The organism is Kitasatospora sp. NPDC041988 (assembly GCF_055588525.1).
In genome coordinates, this window is record NZ_JBVJCO010000036.1 from 30,978 (window position 1) to 51,842 (window position 20,865).

At 72.7% G+C, this 20,865-nt stretch carries 20 protein-coding genes and 2 tRNA genes; 17 read left to right on the top strand and 5 right to left on the bottom strand.

Features of this window, described 5'->3' with window-relative positions:
- The first annotated feature begins 62 nt into the window (after positions 1-62).
- Together ACZ6NC_RS29875 and ACZ6NC_RS29880 are read left to right on the top strand one after the other, a co-directional pair.
- Complete coding sequence (locus tag ACZ6NC_RS29875) at positions 63-1,496, top strand: S8 family serine peptidase (protein ID WP_465736901.1); 1,434 nt, start codon at positions 63-65, stop codon at positions 1,494-1,496.
- A gap of 182 nt (positions 1,497-1,678) precedes the next feature.
- Positions 1,679-3,025 (top strand): MFS transporter, encoded by a 1,347-nt coding sequence (locus tag ACZ6NC_RS29880; RefSeq protein WP_465736903.1) that lies wholly within the window; start codon positions 1,679-1,681, stop codon positions 3,023-3,025.
- A gap of 22 nt (positions 3,026-3,047) precedes the next feature.
- Here ACZ6NC_RS29880 and ACZ6NC_RS29885 read toward each other — a convergent pair whose 3' ends face one another.
- The gene (locus ACZ6NC_RS29885; protein ID WP_465736905.1) at positions 3,048-3,644 is read right to left on the bottom strand and encodes a flavodoxin family protein; all 597 of its coding nucleotides are present in this window, start codon (positions 3,642-3,644) and stop codon (positions 3,048-3,050) included.
- 198 nt (positions 3,645-3,842) lie between these two features.
- Here ACZ6NC_RS29885 and ACZ6NC_RS29890 point away from each other — a divergent pair, with 198 nt between their 5' ends.
- The 4 genes from ACZ6NC_RS29890 (at position 3,843) to galE (ending at position 6,450) form a co-directional block, all read left to right on the top strand.
- Positions 3,843-4,253 (top strand): winged helix-turn-helix transcriptional regulator, encoded by a 411-nt coding sequence (locus tag ACZ6NC_RS29890; RefSeq protein ID WP_465736907.1) that lies wholly within the window; start codon positions 3,843-3,845, stop codon positions 4,251-4,253.
- Between the two features lie 119 nt (positions 4,254-4,372).
- A tRNA-Thr gene (locus tag ACZ6NC_RS29895) sits at positions 4,373-4,445 on the top strand.
- A 180-nt stretch (positions 4,446-4,625) separates the two neighbouring features.
- Positions 4,626-5,294: a response regulator transcription factor gene (locus tag ACZ6NC_RS29900; RefSeq protein ID WP_465736909.1), complete on the top strand. Its 669-nt coding sequence runs from the start codon at positions 4,626-4,628 to the stop codon at positions 5,292-5,294.
- Between the two features lie 193 nt (positions 5,295-5,487).
- Complete coding sequence (gene galE / locus ACZ6NC_RS29905; RefSeq protein ID WP_465736911.1) at positions 5,488-6,450, top strand: UDP-glucose 4-epimerase GalE; 963 nt, start codon at positions 5,488-5,490, stop codon at positions 6,448-6,450.
- A 159-nt stretch (positions 6,451-6,609) separates the two neighbouring features.
- Here the strand turns inward: galE and ACZ6NC_RS29910 are convergent, their stop codons facing one another.
- Positions 6,610-7,266, bottom strand: a complete 657-nt coding sequence (locus ACZ6NC_RS29910) for a TetR/AcrR family transcriptional regulator (protein ID WP_465736913.1) — start codon at positions 7,264-7,266, stop codon at positions 6,610-6,612.
- Positions 7,267-7,398: 132 nt separating this feature from the next.
- Here ACZ6NC_RS29910 and ACZ6NC_RS29915 point away from each other — a divergent pair, with 132 nt between their 5' ends.
- The 4 genes from ACZ6NC_RS29915 (at position 7,399) to ACZ6NC_RS29930 (ending at position 12,337) form a co-directional block, all read left to right on the top strand.
- Positions 7,399-7,980 (top strand): NADPH-dependent FMN reductase, encoded by a 582-nt coding sequence (locus ACZ6NC_RS29915; protein ID WP_465736915.1) that lies wholly within the window; start codon positions 7,399-7,401, stop codon positions 7,978-7,980.
- A gap of 22 nt (positions 7,981-8,002) precedes the next feature.
- The gene (locus tag ACZ6NC_RS29920) at positions 8,003-9,553 is read left to right on the top strand and encodes a DHA2 family efflux MFS transporter permease subunit (protein ID WP_465736917.1); all 1,551 of its coding nucleotides are present in this window, start codon (positions 8,003-8,005) and stop codon (positions 9,551-9,553) included.
- Positions 9,554-9,738: 185 nt separating this feature from the next.
- Positions 9,739-10,722, top strand: a complete 984-nt coding sequence (locus ACZ6NC_RS29925) for a LuxR C-terminal-related transcriptional regulator (RefSeq protein WP_465736919.1) — start codon at positions 9,739-9,741, stop codon at positions 10,720-10,722.
- A 61-nt stretch (positions 10,723-10,783) separates the two neighbouring features.
- A complete protein-coding gene (locus tag ACZ6NC_RS29930) occupies positions 10,784-12,337 on the top strand; it encodes a polysaccharide biosynthesis protein (RefSeq protein ID WP_465736921.1) in 1,554 nt (517 codons plus the stop codon).
- Between the two features lie 22 nt (positions 12,338-12,359).
- On the opposite strand, the gene ACZ6NC_RS29935 is transcribed toward ACZ6NC_RS29930, so the two are convergent.
- Positions 12,360-12,857 (bottom strand): MarR family winged helix-turn-helix transcriptional regulator, encoded by a 498-nt coding sequence (locus ACZ6NC_RS29935; protein ID WP_209417545.1) that lies wholly within the window; start codon positions 12,855-12,857, stop codon positions 12,360-12,362.
- A gap of 110 nt (positions 12,858-12,967) precedes the next feature.
- Between ACZ6NC_RS29935 and ACZ6NC_RS29940 the strand changes: the two genes are divergently transcribed.
- Positions 12,968-13,759 (top strand): trans-aconitate 2-methyltransferase, encoded by a 792-nt coding sequence (locus ACZ6NC_RS29940; RefSeq protein WP_465736923.1) that lies wholly within the window; start codon positions 12,968-12,970, stop codon positions 13,757-13,759.
- On the opposite strand, the gene ACZ6NC_RS29945 is transcribed toward ACZ6NC_RS29940, so the two are convergent.
- Together ACZ6NC_RS29945 and ACZ6NC_RS29950 are read right to left on the bottom strand one after the other, a co-directional pair.
- Positions 13,756-14,364 carry a TetR/AcrR family transcriptional regulator gene (locus tag ACZ6NC_RS29945; RefSeq protein ID WP_465737000.1) on the bottom strand — a complete coding sequence of 203 codons (609 nt, stop codon included), beginning with the start codon at positions 14,362-14,364 and terminating at the stop codon, positions 13,756-13,758. The genes ACZ6NC_RS29940 and ACZ6NC_RS29945 overlap by 4 nt on opposite strands.
- Before the next feature lie 167 nt (positions 14,365-14,531).
- Positions 14,532-15,503: an acyl-CoA desaturase gene (locus ACZ6NC_RS29950; protein ID WP_465736925.1), complete on the bottom strand. Its 972-nt coding sequence runs from the start codon at positions 15,501-15,503 to the stop codon at positions 14,532-14,534.
- Between the two features lie 247 nt (positions 15,504-15,750).
- Between ACZ6NC_RS29950 and ACZ6NC_RS29955 the strand changes: the two genes are divergently transcribed.
- The 6 genes from ACZ6NC_RS29955 to ACZ6NC_RS29980 all read left to right on the top strand — a co-directional run bounded on the left by ACZ6NC_RS29955 (position 15,751) and on the right by ACZ6NC_RS29980 (position 20,721).
- Positions 15,751-15,824 (top strand) — tRNA-Gln (locus ACZ6NC_RS29955).
- A 139-nt stretch (positions 15,825-15,963) separates the two neighbouring features.
- On the top strand, positions 15,964-17,421 hold the full coding sequence (gene glmU, locus ACZ6NC_RS29960; protein ID WP_465736927.1) for a bifunctional UDP-N-acetylglucosamine diphosphorylase/glucosamine-1-phosphate N-acetyltransferase GlmU: 1,458 nt from the start codon (positions 15,964-15,966) through the stop codon (positions 17,419-17,421).
- A 202-nt stretch (positions 17,422-17,623) separates the two neighbouring features.
- Positions 17,624-18,601, top strand: a complete 978-nt coding sequence (locus ACZ6NC_RS29965; protein ID WP_465736929.1) for a ribose-phosphate diphosphokinase — start codon at positions 17,624-17,626, stop codon at positions 18,599-18,601.
- Between the two features lie 284 nt (positions 18,602-18,885).
- Complete coding sequence (locus ACZ6NC_RS29970) at positions 18,886-19,485, top strand: 50S ribosomal protein L25/general stress protein Ctc (RefSeq protein WP_465736931.1); 600 nt, start codon at positions 18,886-18,888, stop codon at positions 19,483-19,485.
- Positions 19,486-19,670: 185 nt separating this feature from the next.
- Positions 19,671-20,252 (top strand): aminoacyl-tRNA hydrolase, encoded by a 582-nt coding sequence (gene pth / locus ACZ6NC_RS29975; protein WP_465736933.1) that lies wholly within the window; start codon positions 19,671-19,673, stop codon positions 20,250-20,252.
- A gap of 142 nt (positions 20,253-20,394) precedes the next feature.
- The gene (locus ACZ6NC_RS29980; protein WP_465736935.1) at positions 20,395-20,721 is read left to right on the top strand and encodes a hypothetical protein; all 327 of its coding nucleotides are present in this window, start codon (positions 20,395-20,397) and stop codon (positions 20,719-20,721) included.
- Positions 20,722-20,865: the final 144 nt, after the last annotated feature.

The following is a 20,865-nucleotide window of genomic DNA, read 5'->3' on the forward strand; positions in this document are numbered from 1 at the left end:
GTGGCCGGGCAGACCTGTCCGGGGAGCTGACCTCGGCCTACGGGAGACAACGAGGAGTTGTGATGGGGCAGACGAACGTGCGAGTACGTGGGCGGATGTTCGCTGCGGCGCTCCTGGCTGCAGGTGTGGCTGTGGGTCCCGCAGCGGTTCCGGCGGCTGCGGACGGCTCGATCCGCAAGGATCAGTGGCACCTGGATGCCATGCATGCACCGGAGATGTGGCAGATCTCGAAGGGCCAGGGGATCACGGTCGCGGTCATCGAGGGCGGGTTCAAGCTGGATCACCCAGATCTCCTGGGGCAGTTGCTGCCGGGCAAGGACTTCAGCGGGCTTCCCGGGGGAGTGGGGTCCTACACCAACGGCCACGGAACGCAGATGGCCAGCCTCATCGCGGGGTCAGGCAAGGGAATGGGGGGCAACGGTGCCTATGGCCTGGCCCCGAGTGCCAAGATTCTGCCGCTGAAGATTCAGAACGGTTCCGATGGCAGCGGTGTGTCCTCAGCCGATTTCCTCGACCAAATCGGCCAGGCCGTCAGCTACGCGGCTGACCAGGGGGCGAAGGTCATCAACATCTCGCAGGGTATTGCGGCCATCAAGACCTCTCCTGACGACGTGGCCAAACTGAACCGCGTCATTGCGAATGCAACCGCAAAGGGTTCGTTGGTGATCTCCAGCGTCGGAAACTCGGCCCAGCAGGGCAATCCGGTCGAGTACCCCGGCGGTCTGCCCAATGTCGTCGGGGTCGGGGCGGTCGACCGCAACGGGGAAGTGACCTCGGAGTCCGAGCGGGGACGGCAGGTTGATCTTGTTGCGCCCGGTATGGAGATGGTCGAGGCCTGCACGGGACAGACCGGCTACTGCGACAGTCACGGCACGTCGGACGCGACTGCGTTGGTCTCCGCCTCGGCGGCGTTGGTCTGGTCTGTGCACCCGGATTGGACCGCCAATCAGGTACTGCGTGTGCTTATCAGCTCAGCCGGAAAGCCGAGCGATGGGTCAGTTCGGGCTGACAATGTCGGTTACGGGGCTGTTCGGCCGCGGATCGCGCTGACCACTCCCGGCGACCCCGGCCCGGCGAATGTGAACCCGATTCCGGAGAAGCCGGCCGAGGCCCCTTCCGCGTCGTCTTCCGCACCGCCTTCCGCGTCGCCGTCCGCGGCGGCGTCATCCCCGGCCACCTCGTCGGCGCCGGCCGCCGCGACCGCGCCGCCGACCGGGGGCGGTACCCCGGCCGGCGTGCCGGCTGCGCAGCCCGCGGCGGCGAAGGACTCCGGCTCCGGTAGCTCCCTGCCCGTCGTGGCGGCGGTGGTCGGTGGACTGGTGCTGGTGGCGGGTGTGGTGTTCTTCGTGCTGCGGAGGCGGGCGGCGGGCTCCCGGCCGGCCGCGGTCGTGCCGCCGCAGATGCCGCAGCAGACCGGGCCCGGTGTTCCGTCGCCGCCCGCGCCGCCGTCGTACGAGCCGCCGGCTCCGCCGAGCGACAATCCGTACGCGCGGTAGTCGAAGGCCGAGACAGCTGCCCGGCCGCTGGGTTCATCCCGGCGGCCGGGCGGTGGCGTTTCTGGGGAGTGCCGGAGCGGAGGGGCGCGGGGCGGGCGTCGAGGGGCGCGGGGGTGGGCCGTGCGCGGGCGTCACTCGGGTGGGTGCTGTTGTGGGAGTGAGCGGGTCGCCAGGGTGGCGGTATGGATACGCAGGACGCCCGGCGGGCGGCGCAGTTGCGGAGGGCCGCGGCGGCGGCGCTGATCGGTACGGCGATCGAGTTCTACGACTTCTTCATCTACGGGACGGCGGCCGCGCTGGTCTTCGGGCCGGTGTTCTTTCCCGGACTGGGCACCGTGGGGGCGCTGTTGGCGTCGTTCTCGGTGTACGCGGTGGCGTTTCTGGCGCGGCCGCTGGGGGCGGTGGTGTTCGGTCACTTCGGGGACCGGTTGGGGCGGAAGGCGACGCTGGTGGTGTCGCTGCTGTTGATGGGGTTGTCGACCGCGGCGGTGGGGGTGCTGCCGGGGTACGGGGTGTGGGGGTGGTGGTCGCCGGCGGTGCTGGTGGTGCTGCGGGTCTGCCAGGGGATCGGGCTGGGCGGGGAGTGGGGCGGTGCGGCGCTGCTGATCGCGGAGAACGCGCCGGCCGGGCGGCGCGGGCGGTACGGGGCGTTTCTGCAGCTCGGGCCGACGATCGGGTTCGTGCTGGCGAACGGGGTGTTCCTGGTGCTGCAACTGGCCCTGGACGAGCGGGCGTTCCACGGGTGGGGCTGGCGGGTGCCGTTCCTGGCGTCGCTGGCGATGGTGGCGGTGGGGCTGTTCGTGCGGCTGCGGATCGAGGAGACGCCGCTGTTCGCGGCGGAGGCCGGGCGGGTGCGGGAGCGGCCTCCGGTGGTGGAGGTGCTGCGCGGGCACTGGCGGACGGTGCTGGTCGGCTGCGGCGTGATCACCGTGGGGTACGCGATGTTCTACCTGACCACTACGTACGCGCTGGCGTACGCGACGACGGGGCTGGGGGTGTCGAGCACGCTGGTGCTGTCGATGCTGCTGGCGGGCGGGGTGGCGATGGGCGGGACGGTCTGGGGGAGTGCCCGGCGCAGTGACGGGTGGGGGCGGCGGCGGACGTTGCAGGGGGCGACGGGGCTGGCGCTGCTCTGGTCGCCGTTGCTGTTCCCGCTGTTGGAGACGGTGCGCCGGCCGCTGATGTTCCTGGCCCTGGCGGGCGCGATGGTGGTGCTGGGCTGTCTGCTCGGGCCGGTGGCGGCGTATCTGCCGGAGCTGTTCCCGACCCGGGTGCGGTACACGGGGGCCGCGCTGACGTACAACCTGGGCGGGGTGGTGGGCGGGGCGATCACGCCGCTGATCGCGACCAGGCTGACCGAGGCGTACGGCACGGCGGAGCCGGTCGGCTGGTACCTGGCGGCGCTGGGGGTGGTGGCGCTGGGCTGCCTGCGGCTGTTGCCGGAGACCAGCGGTACGGATCTCGCGGTGGCCGGGGCGGACGGCGGACGCCGCCGGGCGCCCGTGTTGGGGGCGGATCCGGCGGCGTAGCCCGCGGGGGAGTGGGGCCGGGTCAGACGGCCTGGGCGGCGCGGCCGGCCAGCAGGGTGGCGGTGTGCTTGGCGACCCGCCCGCCGAGGTGCTCGGCGGTGGCGATGTCGGCCTTGTGCACGGTGTCGGGGCCGCCGTCGGAGGGGGTGGAGGCGGCGGCGCCGGCGAAGAAGCCGAGGCGGTTGAGGTCGTTCTCGGTGGCGGTGGTGGAGTTCCAGCCGGGCTTGAGGCCCAGGTTGACCCAGCTCATGCCGTGCTGGGCGGCCAGGGTCTGGAAGAAGCCGAGGGTGCCGGCCTTGTCGCCGCTCTTGGAGGCGGAGTTGGTGAAGCCGGCGGCGACCTTGTCCAGCCAGGCGTCGCCGAACCAGCGCTTGCTGCTGGCCTCGGCGAAGGCGTGGAAGGCGCCGGAGGCGGTGCCCATGTAGGTGGGCGAGCCGAAGATGATCGCGTCCGCGGCGTCGAGCCGGGCCCACTCCTCGTCGGTGATGGTGTCGACGGCGACGGAGACGACCTCGGCTCCGGTGGCGGCGGCTCCGCGGGCGACGGCCTCGGCTATCACGGCGGTGTGGCCGTAGCCGGAGTGGTAGGCGATGGCGACGGTCGGGCGGATTGCGGTCATTGCGGGTGCTCCTCGCGGGAAGGCTGACGGAAGGGCGAACGGAAAAAGGTGAACGGAAAGGCGAAGCGGGTGGGGTGAACGGCGGGACCAGGGGGCAGAGAGAGGCGGGAGGCCTTTCGGCCGCCTCGGTCTCCAATATAGACCAGGTCTCTGATAGTTACCAGGGGCGGATTGGAGACCTGCCGCTACCCTGGAGGTATGACGACGAAGGAAGAGGCCACGGCCGGGCCCGGGCAGGCCCAGGACCGCGATGTCTTCGCCCGGCTCTGTCCGAGCAGGGACGTGTTCGCCGAGCTGGCGGACAAGTGGTCCCTGCTGATCCTGATGGTCCTCGACCGGTGTGGTCCGCAGCGGTTCTCCGAGCTGCAGCGCGCGGTGGGCGGGGTCAGCCGCAAGATGCTCACCCAGTCGTTGCGCTCGCTGGAGCGGAACGGGCTGGTGCGGCGCACCGTCCACCCGGAGACGCCGCCGCGGGTGGTCTACGACCTGCTGCCGCTTGGCCGCGAGCTGGCCGCGCTGGTGGCGCCCGTCGGGCGCTGGACGGAGGTGCACACCCCCCTGATGCTGGCCGCGCGGGAGGGGTTCGACCGGGCGCACGCCGAGGGTTGAGGAGTGGAGGCCGGCTCCGGGTTTCGGGGTCGGGGTCGATTTCCCTTCCGGGCCGTCGGCCGTGTAATCTCTTCCTTGTTCGAGCGAGCGAGTGAGCAAGCGAGAACAGCAAGGATCAGGCCCCTATAGCTCAGTCGGTAGAGCGTCTCCATGGTAAGGAGAAGGTCTGCGGTTCGATTCCGCATGGGGGCTCAAGCGAAGGACCCTCGCCCAACGGCGAGGGTCTTTTTCGTGTCCGGGTTCGCACGCCCCGGCCGGCTCCGGCGCCGAGGCGGCCTGGCGGGCCGGGCCCGAATGCGCTGTGATGGTGCGTCATCGGCCGCCCGCCCCACCGGGTGCGGGCGCGGGCCGGACCCCGACCGGGAGGGCGTCATGGGCGTTCGACTCGTGGTGGTCGACGACCATCGGCTGCTGGCCGAGGCGCTGGCCACCGCGCTCCAGCTGCGCGGCCACCGGGTGCTCGCGGTCGGCTCGCCGGCCGGCTCCGCCGCCGACTTGGTGGCCGGGCGCCGGCCGGAGGTCTGCCTGCTCGGGGTGGCCGGACCGGGCGAGCCGGGAGCCTTCGACGGGCTGCGCCGGATCCGCCGGGAGCGGCCCGAGGTGGCCGTCATCGTGCTCGGGCCGGTCGGTGAACTGCGGGGTGTGGCAGCCGCGTTCGCGGCGGGTGCCGCCGGGTACGTGCCCAGCGACGAGCGGATCGAGGTGGTCGAGCGGGCCATCGCGCGGGCCCGGGCGGGGGAGGCCGCGGTCGCGGTGGACGTCCTGTGCGGCGCCTTCGACCAACTGCTGTGCCCGGCGGCCGAGTCGGACGACGAGGCGGTCCGGCTGCTGCGGCTGCTGACCCGCCGTGAAGTCCAGGTGCTGACCCGGATCGCGGACGGCGAGGACACCGCGGCGATCGCGGCCGGGATGCGGATCGCCTCCAGCACGGCCCGGACGCACGTCCAGCGGGTGCTGATGAAGCTCGGCGCCCGGACCCGGCTGGAGGCGGCGGCGGTCGCGGCCCGGACGGGGCTGCTCGAACGGGTGGCGCGCGGCTGAGCAGGGCCCGCCCCGAGCGGGAGGGAACGGCGGCCCGGGGGCGGGGAACGACGGCCGGAACGGCCGGTGAACGGCTGCCGGCCCGGACGGACGCGGTCCGGAGCACTCCCGGTGGCCAGGGAGAATGGCCCCCGTACGTACGTCACCGATGGCCCGCCGAGGCGGCGGACCATCGCCCGCTGGAGGTCGCATCATGAGTAAGTACCTGGTCACGGGTGGCGCCGGATATGTCGGCAGCGTGGTTGCCGCCCACCTGCTGGAGGCGGGGCACCAGGTGACCGTCCTGGACGACCTCTCGACCGGCTTCCGCGAGGGCGTGCCGGCCGGTGCCGAGTTCGTGCAGGGGCGGATCCAGGACGCCGGCACGGTGCTGGACGGCTCCTTCGACGGGGTGCTGCACTTCGCCGCCTCCTCGCAGGTCGGCGAGTCCGTGGTGGACCCGGAGAAGTACTGGCGCAACAACGTGGCCGGCTCGCTGGAGCTGATCAGCGCGATGCGCGCGGCGGGCGTGCGCAAGCTGGTCTTCTCCTCCACCGCCGCCACCTACGGCGAGCCGGAGGTCGTGCCGATCGCCGAGACCGCCCGCACCGCCCCGACCAACACGTACGGCGCCACCAAGCTCGCCGTCGACCACCTGATCACCAGCGAGGCCGTCGCCCACGGCCTGGCCGCCGTCTCGCTGCGCTACTTCAACGTGGCGGGCGCGTACGGCGCCTACGGCGAGCGGCACGACCCCGAGTCGCACCTGATCCCGCTGGTCTTCCAGGCCGCCCTGGGGCAGCGCGAGCACATCGCGGTGTACGGAGACGACTACCCGACCCCCGACGGCACCTGCATCCGCGACTACATCCACGTGGCGGACCTGGCCGACGCGCACCTGCTGGCGCTGGACGCGGCCAAGCCGGGCGAGCACCTGATCTGCAACCTGGGCAACGGCAGCGGCTTCTCGGTGCGCGAGGTGATCGAGTCGGTCAAGCGCGTCACCGGCCGGGAGATCCCGGTGCAGATCGCCGCCCGCCGTGCGGGCGACCCGGCCGTGCTGGTGGCCTCCGCCGAGCGCGCCCACCAGACGCTCGGCTGGACGCCGCGCCGCCCGAACCTGGACGACATCGTGGCCGACGCCTGGAAGTTCACCCTGGAGAAGAACGGCCTGTAGGCCGGACGACTTGGCGAGGCGCCGCCCCCGGCCTGGCCGGGGCCGGCGCCTCACCTGTGAAGCACCCGGTCCTGGGGCGCTCGGTCGTGAAACGCCCGGTCCTGAAGCGCCCGGTCCTGCGGCACCTGGCGGCGCCCTGACGTGCTCAGTGGCGCGACATCACCGGCGGGTCCCCGCATAGGCGCGCAGGAAGGTCCGCACACCGGCGATGACGATCTCCTCCGTTTCCGGCTGGGCGAGCGGGTGCGCGCCCCAGTACGAACGCTGGGTCACCTCTGTCGCGGTCAGCAGCACGAAGTGCGAGGCGGCCCGCCCGGGGTCGGGCGCCTCCAGCCATCCTTCCTCGGCCAGCTCGGCGAACCGGCGCCCGAGCGCGGCGAACACCCGGCGCGGTCCGGCCTCCTGCCACGCGTCCAGGGCGGCCTTCGGCAGGTGCCGGGCCTCGGCGTTGATCTGGCGGACCAGTCCGAAGTGGTCCGCGAACTCGGTCAGCGGGGTCACCCAGGCCAGTGCGAACGCGATGAGGTCCGCCTCCAGGTCGGTGACCTTCCCGAGCCGGCGCTCGATGATGTCCAGCTGGGCGTCGCCGACCTCTGCCGAACTCTCCTGGACCACGGTCTGGAAGAGCAGTTCCTTGCCCGCGAAGTGGTTGTAGATGGTGCGGGTGGACACCCCGGCCTCCGCCGCGATGGCGTCGATGCTGGCGCGGGTGTAGCCGTCCCGGCCGAAGACCGTGCGGGCGGCCCGGGTGATGGCCTGGCGCTTCTCGGCCAGCCCCCGGCGGGGCCGGTCCGGCGTTTCGTGCCGACTGGTCACTGAGGCTCCTTCATTGAGGTTCCTTCGAAAAGTTGCAGTCACCGTTGTACTTGTTGCCATACACGTTGTACTTTACCTGATGTGCCGTCCGAACGGGCGGTGGCCAACAGCAGCGCATCCCTGGAGACAGCCATGTCCGCGACCCCGTTCCGCCTCGCCGTCATCATCGCGAGCACCCGCCAGGGCCGCTTCGCGCCCACCGTCGCCGACTGGTTCGTCCGCACCGCCGGGCAGCGCGCCGACCTCGACCTCGACGTCATCGACCTGGCCGAGCACCCGCTGGCCCACGTGGGCGAGGAGCCCACCGCCGAGCAGGCCGAGCGGCACGCCGCGCTCTCGCCCCGGCTGGCCGCCGCCGACGCCTTCGTGGTGATCACCCCGGAGTACAACCACAGCTTCCCGGCCGCCCTCAAGAACGCGATCGACCTGCACGGCGCCGAGTGGCGGGCCAAGCCGGTCGGCTTCGTCTCCTACGGCGGCCTCGGCGGCGGGCTGCGCGCGGTCGAGCAGCTCCGGCTGGTCTTCGCCGAACTGCACGCCGTGACCGTCCGGGACAGCGTCAGCTTCCACAACGTCTGGGGCCTCTTCGGCCAGGACGGCGACCCGGTCGACCCGACCATCCCGAACGGTGCCACCAAGGGCATGCTCGACCAGCTCACCTGGTGGGCGCACGCGCTCCGGGACGCCCGCACCGCCCGCCCCTACGGCGTCTGAACCGCGGCCGGGGGGAACGAAGATGAGCACCACCACCGCGCCGGCCACCACCGCGCGGGCCGGCAGGCCGGAAGCCGCCGCACCCGGCCCGCGCACCGCGGCCGTCGCCGCCGTCGTCGTCCTCGGCTCGCTGATGACCGTCCTCGACACCACGATCGTCAACGTCGCCCTCAATCGCCTCGCGGGGGACTTCCACGCCCCGCTGGCCACGATCCAGTGGGTCGCCACCGGCTACACCCTGGCGCTCGCCACCGTCACACCGGTCACCGCCTGGGCGATCGGACGGTTCGGCACCCGCCACCTCTACCTGACCGCCCTCTCCCTGTTCGTGCTCGGCTCGGTGCTGGCCGGCGCCGCCTGGGACGCCCCCTCGCTGATCGCCTTCCGGGTGCTTCAGGGCCTGGGCGGCGGAATGGTGATGCCGGTCGGGATGACCGTCCTGGTCCGCGCCTCCGACCCGGCCCGCACCGGCCGCACCATGAGCGTGCTCGGCATCCCCGTCCTGATCGGCCCGCTGGCCGGTCCGGTCCTCGGCGGCTGGCTGGTCGACGAGGCCTCCTGGCGCTGGGTCTTCCTGGTCAACCTGCCGATCGGCGCGCTGGCCCTCGCCCTCGCCGCCCGGCTGCTGCCCCGCGACGGCGGCGGTGCCGCCCGGCGCCGGCTGGACCTGCCCGGCCTGCTGATGCTCTCCCCCGGCCTGGCCGCGCTGATCTACGGCCTGGGCGCCGAGCACGGACACCCCGGCGCCGCCGGCAGCCTGCTGCCCACCCTGGCCGGCGCGGCCCTCGTCGCCGGGTTCGTCGCCCGGGCGCTGACCACGGGCGAGCCGCTGATCGACCTGCGGCTGCTGGGCCGGCGCGCCTTCGCCGGGCCCGCCGCCACCATCGCCCTGTTCGGCTGCGGCTACTTCGGCTCGATGCTGCTGCTGCCGCTCTACTACCAGCTGGTGCGCGGCCAGAGCGCCACCGACGTCGGCCTGCTCGGCATCCCGCAGGCCCTCGCCACCGGCATCACCATGCAGCTCTCCGGCCGGCTCTCCGACCGCTTCGCCCCCGGTCGGATCGTGCTCGCCGGCACCGCCGTGGCCGCCGCCGGCTTCCTCGGGTTCACCGTCCAGGTCGGCGCCGACACCCCGTACTGGCACCTGATCGCCGCCCTGGTGGTGACGGGGACGGGCATCGGCATGACGCTGATGCCGGCCATGGCGGCCGCCACCCGCAGCGTCGCCCCGGCCGAGGTCCCGGCCGCCACCACCCTGGTCACCATCGTCCAGCAGGTCTCCGGTTCGGTCGGCACCGCCCTGATGTCCCTCCTGCTCACCGGGGCGATGGCCGACCGGCTGCCCGCCGCGGTCGGTGGCGGGGAGGCGGGCGGGGGCCTGGCCGCCGTGCACGCCCTGGACGGTGCCGCGCGGGCCGCGCTCGCCCCCGGCCTCGCGGACGCCTTCCGGGACACCTACGGCTGGGCCGTCGCCCTGCTCGCGCTCGCCCTGCTGCCCGCGCTGCTGCTCTCCCGCCGGGCCCCGGACGGCGGCGCCGAGAGCACCAAGTCGCGCCAAGTACGCACCTCCTGACGAAACTTCACCAAACCCCCACCGAGCCGCCCCCCACCCCGTACGCTGATTTCGGTACCGGTGGGGGTCGGCGCCTTAGGTCCTCCCGGCAACCGGGGGGTGGGCGGCGGACGAGTGCCCAGGTCAAGGTGGTGGGCCGGGTTGTCGCCCCGGGCCCGGCCCGGCCTGAGCAGGGGGGAGTGACGATGGGGCGGATCCGCGTCCTGGTGGTCGACGACCACCGGATCTTCGCCGAGGCGCTGGCCGCGGCGCTCGCCGCCGAGCCCGATGTGGAGGTCGGCGCGGCCGGCAGTGCGGCCGCCGCCGAGCGCGCGCTGGAACGCGCCGCCGTCGAGGGCCGCGCCTTCGACGTGATCCTGATCGACGCCGACCTCGGTGCCGACTCCGCCGCGGGGGCCCGCAGGCCGGCTCGGCCGGCCGCCGACCCGCTGGACGCCGTCCGCCGCCGCCCGCCGGCCATCGTGCCCGCACCCCGCCGACCGGCCACGGCTCCCGTCCCGGGTGCCGTTCCTGCGCAGGCCCCGCCCGCAGCGGCTCCGTACCCGTCGGCCACACACCCGTCAGTCCTGCACCCGGCAGCCACACACCCGGCACCCGCGCACCCGGCCGGGCCGCAGCACGGCGCCGCACCGGCCCCCGACGGCATCACCCTGCTCGCCCGGGTCCGCCGCAACCACCCCGCGCTGCGGGCGGTCGTCCTGGCCACCGCCGACGACGCCCACCGCGCCGCCCGCGCGCTGCACGCCGGCGCCACCGGCTGGGTGGCCAAGGAGAGTTCACTGGCCCGCCTGCTGGCCGTGGTCCGCGGCGTCCTGCGCGACGAGACACACCTGCCGCCCGCGCTGCTCACCGGCGTCATCCGGGAGTTCACCACCGCCCGGCGGGACCGCACCGAGAGCGAGCGCCTGGTCGACACGCTCACCCCCCGCGAGAAGCAGATCCTGCGCTGTATGGTCGCCGGCTTCGGCCGGCAGGCCGTCGCCGAGCGCCTCTACCTCTCCCCGCACACCGTGCGCACCCACATGCAGAACGTCCTCGGCAAGCTCGGGGTGCACTCCACCCTGGCCGCCGTCGCGGTCGCGCGCCGGGCGGGCATCAGCCCGTCCGAACCGGCCGCGCCCGCAGCCACGCCGTCCGTCGCCACGACCAGAGCTCCCGGCGCCGGCTGATCCGCCCGTAGCACCCAGGTACCGGCTCAGTTCCGTCAGGTCAGGGAAAACCGGAGGACAGATGTCGCCGCACAGCACTTCCGCACGCCCGCACACAGCCCAGGACAGCCCGGGAGCGGGTCGGGGCGCACCGCCGACGGGCCTGCGCACCCTGGTGGTCGGCGCCGGCGCGGCCGGCACCGCCCTGGTCCGGGACCTCGGCCGGACGCCCGACTTCGGCCTCGCCCCGATTGGCCTGCTCGACGACGACCCGGCCAAGGCCGGCCGGTCCGTGGACGGCGTCCCCGTCCTCGGCACCCTCGCCGAGCTCACCGGACTGGCCGTCCGGCACCACGCCCAGGTGGTCGCGCTGGCCATCCCCGGCCTCGCCCCGCAGCGCGTCCGCGCCCTGGCCACCGCCGCCGCGGCGGCCGGTGCCGCCGTGCGCTACCTGCCGTCCTTCCTGGCCGCACTGCGCCGCGAGGTGGTCGGCTCGGACATGCGCAGCCTCGACGTCAACCGGCTGATCGGCCGGCACGAGGTGCATGTGGTCTCCGCCGACGTCCGGGACGTGATCGAGGGCCGGCGGGTGCTGGTGACCGGCGCCGGCGGCTCGATCGGCAGTGAACTCTGCCGCCAGGTCCACGCGTTCAACCCGAGCGCGCTCTACATGCTGGACCACGACGAGTCCAACCTGCACCGGCTCCAGCTGGAGATCTGGGGCGAGGCGCTGCTCACCGACGACTCGCTGGTGATCGCCGACATCCGGGACCGCCCGCGGATCCAGCAGATCTTCCGTGACCTCAAGCCCGAGGTGGTCTTCCACGCCGCCGCCCACAAGCACCTGCCGCTGTTGGAGCGTCACCCCAGCGAGGCGGTCAAGTCCAACGTGCTGGGCACCGACCACCTGGTGGAGGCCGCGCTGGCCACCGGCGTCGAGCGGTTCGTCCTGATCTCCACCGACAAGGCGGCCGACCCGACGTCCGTGCTCGGCGCCAGCAAGCGGCTGGCCGAGCTGATCGTGCAGGCCAACGCCCGGGACGCGCGGAACCTCGGCACGGGGGTGTTCTCGGCGGTCCGCTTCGGCAACGTGCTGGGCTCGCGCGGCTCGCTGCTCTCGGTGCTGGCCGAGCAGCTGCGCAGCGGTAGCCCGGTGACCATCACCCACCCGGACGTGACGCGCTTCTTCATGACCATCGAGGAGGCCGTCGGGCTGGTGCTGGAAGCCGGCCGGATGGCGCACGGCGGCGAGGTGTTCGTGCTGGACATGGGTGACCCGGTGCGCATCGTCGACCTGGTGCACAACTTCGCCGAGCAGGTGCAGCTCGGCCGGGACGAGGTGGAGATCCGCTACACCGGCCTGCGGGCCGGGGAGAAGCTGAACGAGGCGCTCTTCTCGGAGGGCGAGGAACGGCTGCCCACCGCGCACGCCCGGATCTACGCCACGGTGGCCGAGTCCGCCGCCGGCCCGGAGGACCTGGCGGGCGGGCTGACCGGTCTGTACGAGGCGGCGGCGGGCAACAGCGACGAGGAGGTGCGGCGCCGCCTGGCGGAGCTGCTGCCGGGCTACCGGACCGCGGAGGCGGAGCCGGCGCCGGTGCCCGCGCTCAGCGCCCCCTACCCGGACGGGTTCTAGGAGCGCCGTAGGGCCCTGCGGCTCAGCCAGGGATGTTGTCGAAGGGGGCGACCAGCTGCCGCAGCAGCCCGGCGAGCTCGCCCTGCTGGGCGCCGGTGAGCTGGGCGAGCAGCTCGCGCTCGTGCGCGAGCAGCCCGGCGAGCGCCTGGTCGGCGCGGTCGCGGCCGTCCTCGGTGAGCCGGACCAGCACACCGCGCCGGTCGTCCGGGTCGGGCAGGCGCTTGACCAGGCCCTTGCCGGTGAGCCGGTCGATCCGGTTGGTCATCGTGCCGGAGGTGACCAGGGTCTGGGTGAGCAACTGACCGGGGGAGAGCTGGTACGGGGAGCCGGCCCGCCGAAGGGCGGTCAGCACGTCGAACTCCCAGGGCTCCAGGCCGTGCTCGGCGAAGGCCGTCCGGCGGGCGCGGTCGAGGTGCCGGGCGAGACGGCTGACCCGGCTGAGCACCTCAAGTGGTTCCACGTCGAGGTCGGGGCGCTCTCGGCGCCATGCTGCGACCAGGCGGTCGACCTCGTCCTCCATGACGATCAGTGTATCGGGGGATGTGTCGATGTGAAGTCTCTTGACGTCGAGAAATGTAATGTGGAAGCCGCACTGGATATCTTGACGTCGAGATACTTGTGAGGCCCGTCATGACCACCCCCGTCTGGGACCCGGAGCAGTACCTGCGCTTCGCTGACGAACGGACCCGCCCGCTGCGCGACCTGCTCGCCCGCGTCCCCGGTGTCCCGCACCAGCCCGCCGCCACCGTCCTCGACATCGGCTGCGGCCCCGGCAACTCCACCGCCGTCCTGCGCGAGCGCTGGCCCGAGGCCCGGATCACCGGCATCGACAACTCCGCCGAGATGCTCGCCACCGCCCGCGCCACCGGCGAGCCCACCGCCGACTACCTGCTCGCCGACGCGGGCACGTACGACCCGGCCGAGGCGGCGCCGGACCTGATCGTCTCCAACGCGACCCTGCAGTGGCTCCCGGGTCACCTCGGACTGCTGCCGCGCTGGGCCGCGGCGCTCGAACCCGGCGGGGTGATCGCCTTCCAGGTGCCCGGCAACTTCGACTCGCCCAGCCACACCGTGCTCGCCGAACTGCGCCGCAGCACCCGCTGGCGCGAGGCCGTCGGCGACGACGCCACCCGGGCCGGCGTCCACCGGCCGGGCGAGTACCTCCAGGCCCTCGCCGACGCCGGCTGCACCGCCGACGTCTGGGAGACGACCTACAGCACCCTGCTCACCGGCCCCGACCCGGTACTGGAGTGGGTCAAGGGCACCGCGCTGCGGCCCGTCCTCACCCGGCTCACCGACCCAGCCGACCGCGAGGCCTTCCTCGCCGAGTACGGCGCCCTGCTCCGCGAGGCCTACCCGGCCGGACCGCACGGCACCGTGTTCCCGTTCCGGCGGATCTTCGCCGTCGGGGCCAGGCGTTAGGCCTTCCGCTCGCCGACCAGCTTCGGGTGCCGCTCCATCCCCTCCAGGCCGTGCCAGGCCAGGTTGACCAGGTGGGCGGCCACCTCGGCCTTCTGCGGCTTGCGCACCTCCAGCCACCACTGGCCGGTCAGCGCGACCATCCCCACCAGCATCTGCGAGTACATCGGGGCCAGGCGCGCGTCGAAGCCCCGCGCCTTGAACTCCAGGCCCAGGATGTCCTCCACCTGCGTCGCGATGTCGCTGATCAGCGAGGCGAAGGTGCCGGTCGACTGGGCCACCGGGGAGTCCCGGACGAGGATCTTGAAACCGTCCGTCGACGTGTCGATGTAGTCCATGAGCGCGAACGCCGCCTGCTCCAGCAGCTCCCGCGAGTGCCCGCCGGTCAGCGCCCCCGTCACCATGTCCAGCAGCAGCTGCATCTCGCGGTCCACCACCACCGCGTACAGCCCCTCCTTGCCCCCGAAGTGCTCGTACACCACCGGCTTGGACACCCCGGCCCGTTCGGCGATCTCCTCCACCGACGTGCCGTCGTAGCCGCGCTCGGCGAACACCGACCGGCCGATCTCCAGCAGTTGCTCCCGCCGTTGCTTCCCGGTCATCCGCACCCGGCCGGCCCGGCGGCGGCCCGCCGGCGCAGCCGCACCCGCCGGGGCGGCCGCACGCGGACGGGTCTGCGCCGCATCGGGCACGGCCTCCGTCCGCGCGCTCTCGTGGCCGCCTGTGCTGTCTGCGCTGCTCCCGTTCACCCCTACATCATGCTGCAGGTGCGCCCTCATGCGGCGCGGCGGGCGGCGATCCGCTGTGCGTCCGGCCAGCGGACGTCCCGGGCCCAGCCGGCCAGCTCGAACCAGCGGATCAGCCGGGCCGAGGAGTCGATCTGTCCGCGCAGCACACCGTGCCGGGCCGAGGTCGGGTCCGCGTGGTGCAGGTTGTGCCAGGACTCGCCGCAGGAGAGCACGGCCAGCCACCAGACGTTGCCGGAGCGGTCGCGGGAGCGGAACGGGTGCGCGCCCACCGCGTGGCAGATCGAGTTGATCGACCAGGTGACGTGGTGCAGCAGTGCCACCCGGACCAGCGAGCCCCAGAAGAACGCGGAGAGCGCGCCCTGCCAGGAGAGCGTGACCAGCCCGCCGACCAGCGGCGGCAGCAGCATCGAGAGCGTCGTCCAGAGCCAGAACAGCCGGGAGACCGCTCTTATGGCCGGGTCGCGCACCAGGTCGGGCGCGTACTTCAGCTGCGGGGTCTGCTCCTCGTCGAAGAGCCACCCCATGTGCGCCCACCAGAGGCCCTTGAGCAGCGCCGGGACGGTCTCGCCGTAGCGCCAGGGCGAGTGCGGGTCGCCGTCCTTGTCGCTGTACCGGTGGTGCTTGCGGTGGTCGGCCACCCAGCGCACCAGCGGCCCCTCGATCGCCAGCGACCCGGCGATGGCGAGGGCGACCCGCAGGGCCCGGTTGGCCTTGAAGGCGCCGTGGGTGAAGTAGCGGTGGTAGCCGACCGTGATGCCGTGGCAGGTGAGGAAGTACATGGCGGCGGCGATCGCGAGGTCCGTCCACCCCAGCCCCCACCCCCAGGCCGCCGGAACGGCGGCCAGCAGCGCGGCGAACGGTACGGCGATGAACAGCCCGAGCGCGACCCGCTCGGCGAGCCCCTGCTTCTCGCCGCCACGGGTGGCGGACAACTGCGTCGGGGCGGGATCGATGGAGTGCGCGGTGTCGGCGCGCGCCTCGCCGGCCTGGATGGTCATGGGCGTCCCTTGGGGGAGGGGGCGGAGGCTACGTTGGCGTAACCTACGGCATCGTAGGTTGTGCCCGGTTGTCCGGGGAATACGCCGCCGGGGTCACTTGAGTGAATTCACCCGACTGGGCGGGCGGGGGCCCGGATCCGTGCGGGCGGGGCCGGTCGCGCAACGGGGGCGCAATGGTGGTGGAGGTCCGCGGCCGCAACCCGTAGTCTGTGTCGCAGCGCCCGGGGCGCTGCGAGTTGATGATCGATCCGCCGTGGTGTAATGGCAGCACAGGGCCCTTTGGAGGCCTTTGTCTGGGTTCGAATCCTAGCGGCGGAGCCAACGGGCGCCCGATTTTCGGGCCTTTCACCCGACCGCCGGTATTGTCGGGGCTGCTCGGCGGACTGTGCGAAGGCGACCGGCCTGTGTCCTGGCCGGGCTGCACTGCCCTCTCTGTGAACCGACTGAGGAGCCTCCACCCGTGAGTGCCAATTCGCCTGCCGCCGTTGTCGTGCTTGCCGCCGGTGGCGGGACCCGGATGAAGTCGAACAGCCTGCCCAAGGTGCTGCACGAGGTGTGCGGGCGGTCACTGGTGGGTCATGCGGTGGCGGCGGCCGAGGAGTTGACTCCGCAGCAGCTGGTCGTGGTGGTCGGGCACATGCGCGAGAAGGTGCAGGAGCACCTGGCGGCGCACCACCCGGCGGCGCGGGCCGTGGTGCAGGAGGAGCAGAAGGGCACCGGGCACGCCGTGCGGACGGCGCTGGAGGCGCTGGCCGCGGACGGGGTGGAGCTGGACGGCACGGTGATCGTCACCACCGGGGACGCGCCGCTGCTGACCGGGGCGACGCTGGCCGCGCTCGCCGGGGCCCACGCCGAGCAGGGCAACGGCGTCACCGTGCTGACGGCCGTGGTGCCGGACCCGTTCGGCTACGGCCGGATCCTGCGGGACGGGGCGGACGGCGCGGTCGCGGCGATCGTCGAGGAGAAGGACGCCTCGGACGCCCAGCGGGCGATCGCCGAGATCAACTCCGGGGTCTTCGCCTTCGACGCCAAGCTGCTGGCCGAGGCGCTCTCCCGGGTGACCACCGACAACGTGCAGGGCGAGGAGTACCTCACCGACACCCTGGAGATCCTGCGGACCGCGGGCCACCGGGTCGGCGCCGTGGTGGCCGCGGACTACCGGGACATCCTGGGCATCAACGACCGGGTGCAGCTGGCGCAGGCCCGGCGGCTGCTGAACGACCGCCTGCTGGAGCGGGCGATGCGCGCGGGCGTCACCGTGGTGGACCCGGCGACCACCTGGATCGACGTGCAGGTGTCGTACGAGCCGGACGCGGTGGTGCTGCCGGGCACCCAGCTGCAGGGCCTCACCCACCTGGGCGAGGGCTGCGAGGTGGGCCCGAACTCGACCCTGAAGGACACCCGGATCGGCGCCGGCGCCCGTGTGAGCAACACCACGGCGGACCGCGCCGAGGTGGGCGACCTCGCCACCGCCGGCCCGTACGCCTACCTGCGGCCGGGGGCGAAGCTGGCCCGCAAGGCGAAGGTCGGCACCTACGTCGAGGTGAAGAACTCGGAGCTGGGCGAGGGCGCCAAGGTGCCGCACCTCTCCTACATCGGCGACGCCACCATCGGTGAGGGCACCAACGTCGGTGCGGCCTCCGTCACGGTGAACTACGACGGGGTGAACAAGCACCGCACCGTGATCGGGGCGCACTGCCGGACCGGATCCGACAACATGTTCATCGCTCCGGTCACCGTCGGTGATGGCGCCTACACCGCGGCCGGCTCGGTGATCTCCTCGGACGTGCCGCCCGGCGCACTGGGCGTGGCCCGGGCGCAGCAGCGCAACATCGCGGGCTGGGTGGAGCGCAAGCGCCCCGGGACCACATCGGCCCAGGCCGCGGCTGCCGCGTCGGAAGAGGCTGCGGAGGCCTGACGGGGCGGGGCGGGAGTCCGAGGGGCGGTCCCGGGGCGGACGGTTTCTGCGCGGGCGCGTAACCTTGGGGACATACGTGCGCCACTGGGCTTACCGCCCGTGTCCAGGCGTACCGACATTCCCCCGACCCCTATCGCCAGCGGGCTCGCGCCTGCCTGCGGTGCGGACGGGTTCAGCGTCAGCAACGCGAGGAGACGGTGCAGTGAGCGGGATCACGACGTCGGGTGAGAAGAAACTGAAGCTCTTCTCCGGCCGTGCCCACCCTGAGCTGGCGAGGGAGGTGGCCGAGTCGCTCGGGACCGAGCTGGTTCCGACCAAGGCCCTGGACTTCGCCAACGGAGAGATCTACGTCCGCTTCCTGGATTCGGCCCGCGGTGCGGACTGCTTCGTGATGCAGAGCCACACGGCTCCCATCAACCAGTGGATCATGGAACAGCTGATCATGATCGATGCTCTGAAGCGGGCCTCGGCCCGGAGCATCACCGCGATCCTGCCGTTCTACGGCTACGCCCGCCAGGACAAGAAGCACCTGGGCCGCGAGCCGATCTCGGCCCGCCTGATCGCGGACCTGCTGCGGCAGGCCGGTGCCGACCGCCTGATGGCGGTGGACCTGCACACCGCGCAGATCCAGGGCTTCTTCGACGGCCCGGTCGACCACCTGTTCGCGCTGCCGCTGCTGGCGGACTACCTGGGCGAGAAGGTCGACCGCGACCGGCTGACCATCGTCTCGCCGGACGCCGGCCGGGTGAAGGTCGCCGACCAGTGGTCGGACCGCCTGGGTGCGCCGCTGGCGATCATCCACAAGCGCCGCGACATGACGCAGGCCAACACCATCCTCTCCGCCGAGGTGGTCGGTGACGTCAAGGGCCGGGTCTGCGTCCTGGTCGACGACATGATCGACACCGCGGGCACCATCTGCGCCGCGGCCGACGCGCTGTTCGAGAACGGCGCGGCGGACGTCATCGTGGCCGCCACCCACGGCGTGCTCTCCGGCCCGGCGGCCGACCGCCTGAAGAACTCCCGGGTCAGCGAGTTCGTGTTCACCAACACGCTGCCGACCCCGGCCGAGCTGCAGCTCGACAAGATCACCACGCTGTCGATCGCCCCGTCGATCGCGGCCGCGATCCGCGAGGTGTTCGAGGACGGCTCGGTCACCAGCCTCTTCGAGGGCGTGCACTGACGAAGCCCCGCGCAGGCGGCCCCGGTCCCGGAAGGGCCGGGGCCGCCGCCGATTTCGCGAGAGGCCACCAGTGCGGTTAGACTCGTGAAACTGCTCGGCGAGGGATGCCGTGTGCCTGCTTGACGGGTGCTCGCTCCGTGATCGACGCGCTGCCGGTGCCGGATTTTCGGCTGTCGGCAGAGGTCGTACGCCGCCGAGTGACCCCCGAACGTACTGAGGGTGTGGTCCCGGCGGTTTTTCGCGTTGCCTGCACCCCCGCGCCATTTTTCACGAGGAGTGCAGTCGTGTCCGAGATCCGCCTTGCCGCTGAGACCCGTTCCGAGTTCGGCAAGGGTGCCGCCCGTCGCGCCCGCCGTGCCGGCTTCGTCCCCGGTGTCGTCTACGGCCACGGCCACGCCCCGGTTCACCTGAACCTGCCGAGCCACGACCTGATGATGGCCCTCAAGACCCCGAACGCCCTGCTGGTCGTCCCGATCGAGGGCAAGGACGAGTACGTCCTGCCGAAGGCCGTCCAGCGTGAGGCCATCAAGCGCACCATCGAGCACGTCGACCTGCTGCTCGTGAAGCGCGGCGAGAAGGTCACCGTCGAGATCCCGGTGCACACCGAGGGCGAGCTGGCCCCCGGCGGCAACCTGCTGGAGCACGTCCTCAACGCCCTGCCGATCGAGGCCGAGGCCACCCACCTGCCCGAGTCCGTGACCGTCTCGGTCGAGGGCCTGGAGGCCGGTGCCTCGATCACCGCCGGTGACATCGAGCTGCCCAAGGGCACCACGCTGGCCGTCGAGGCCGACACCGTCGTGCTGCAGGTCATCGGCGCCCAGGCGTCGCAGGCCGACGCGGACGCCGAGGCTGCCGAGGCCGCCGAGGCCGGCGCCGAGGCCTGAGCCTCTCGCACAGCCTGACCGCTGCCCCGGTCGCTCCCGTGCTGGAGCGGCCGGGGCAGCGGCATGTCCGGGATGATGACGGTGAACATGACCACGAGGAGCGGTGGGATGAGCGAGCGGAGCGAGCGAACCATCGAGAGGCGCGCGTGGGCGAATGCCCTCGCGGAGCGGAGCGAGGCGGGCGCATGAGCGACGACGTGTACGAGGGGCCCTGGCTGGTGGTGGGGCTGGGCAACCCGGGCGAGCAGTACGCCCGGAACCGGCACAACATCGGGTTCATGGTGGTGGACCTGCTGGCGCAGCGGATGGGCGCGAAGTTCAAGGCGCACAAGAGCCGGGCCCAGGTCGCCGAGGGCCGGCTGGCGGGCCGGCGGGTGGTGCTGGCCAAGCCGATGTCGTTCATGAACCTCTCCGGCGGCCCGGTGACGGCGCTGCGGGACTTCTACAAGGCGCCGGCCTCGGCCCTGGTGGCGGTCCACGACGAGCTGGACATCGACTACGCGACGCTGCGGCTGAAGCTGGGCGGCGGGGACAACGGCCACAACGGGCTGAAGTCGATCACCAAGTCGCTGGGCCCGGACTACCACCGGGTGCGCTGCGGGATCGGCCGCCCGCCGGGCCGGATGGAGGTCGCGGACTTCGTCCTGAAGGACTTCTCCGGCGCCGAGCGCAAGGAGCTGGACTGGTTCGTGGACCGGTCGGCGGACGCGGTGGAGGCGCTGCTGACGGAGGGTCTGGAGCGGGCCCAGGGGACGTACAACTCCTGAGTCGGTGACCGATCGTCAGAAACCCGGTGGGTACGCAACGGTCGTACAACGCTTGGCCCTCCAAACCTGAACGGGCGTGAGAATCACGTGCGGGATCCGATAGCGTCGGGCCAGTACGCGAACGGGTCCTGGGGAGTTCTCGATGCGGAGTTTTCGGCCGGTCCGGCGCCTTCGCCGGGTCCGGGTGGTCAGGCTGAAGCAGCTCGGACGACGAGTGGGTACGGCCGGTGCGCTGGGAGCGGCCGGGGTGCTGCTCTCCGGCGGCGGCGTGGCGCACGCCGAGTCGGTGGCGGATCCCGATCCGGGCGTGGTGTCCTCGGAACCCGCGGCGGCGCAGTTCAGCCCGGTGCTGGGTGGCTCGGTCGGCGGTGACGCGGGCCTGCTGGCCGTCGGCGGCGGCCTGGTCGTGGCGGCGGGCGGCGCGGCCCTGTGGGTGAAGCGCCGGCGCGCGGGCGATCTGGGGGAGTGACGCACGAGGTGCCCGGCGGGGCCGGTGTCCGGAGGTCCGGGCACCGGCCCCGCTCCTTTGTTCCGAACGAATTTCATCCGTTGCCGTCGGCCGGTGCGTCCTCGTCCTGAGATGCCGAAGGGGCCGGCGGCGGGCGTGTTGCCC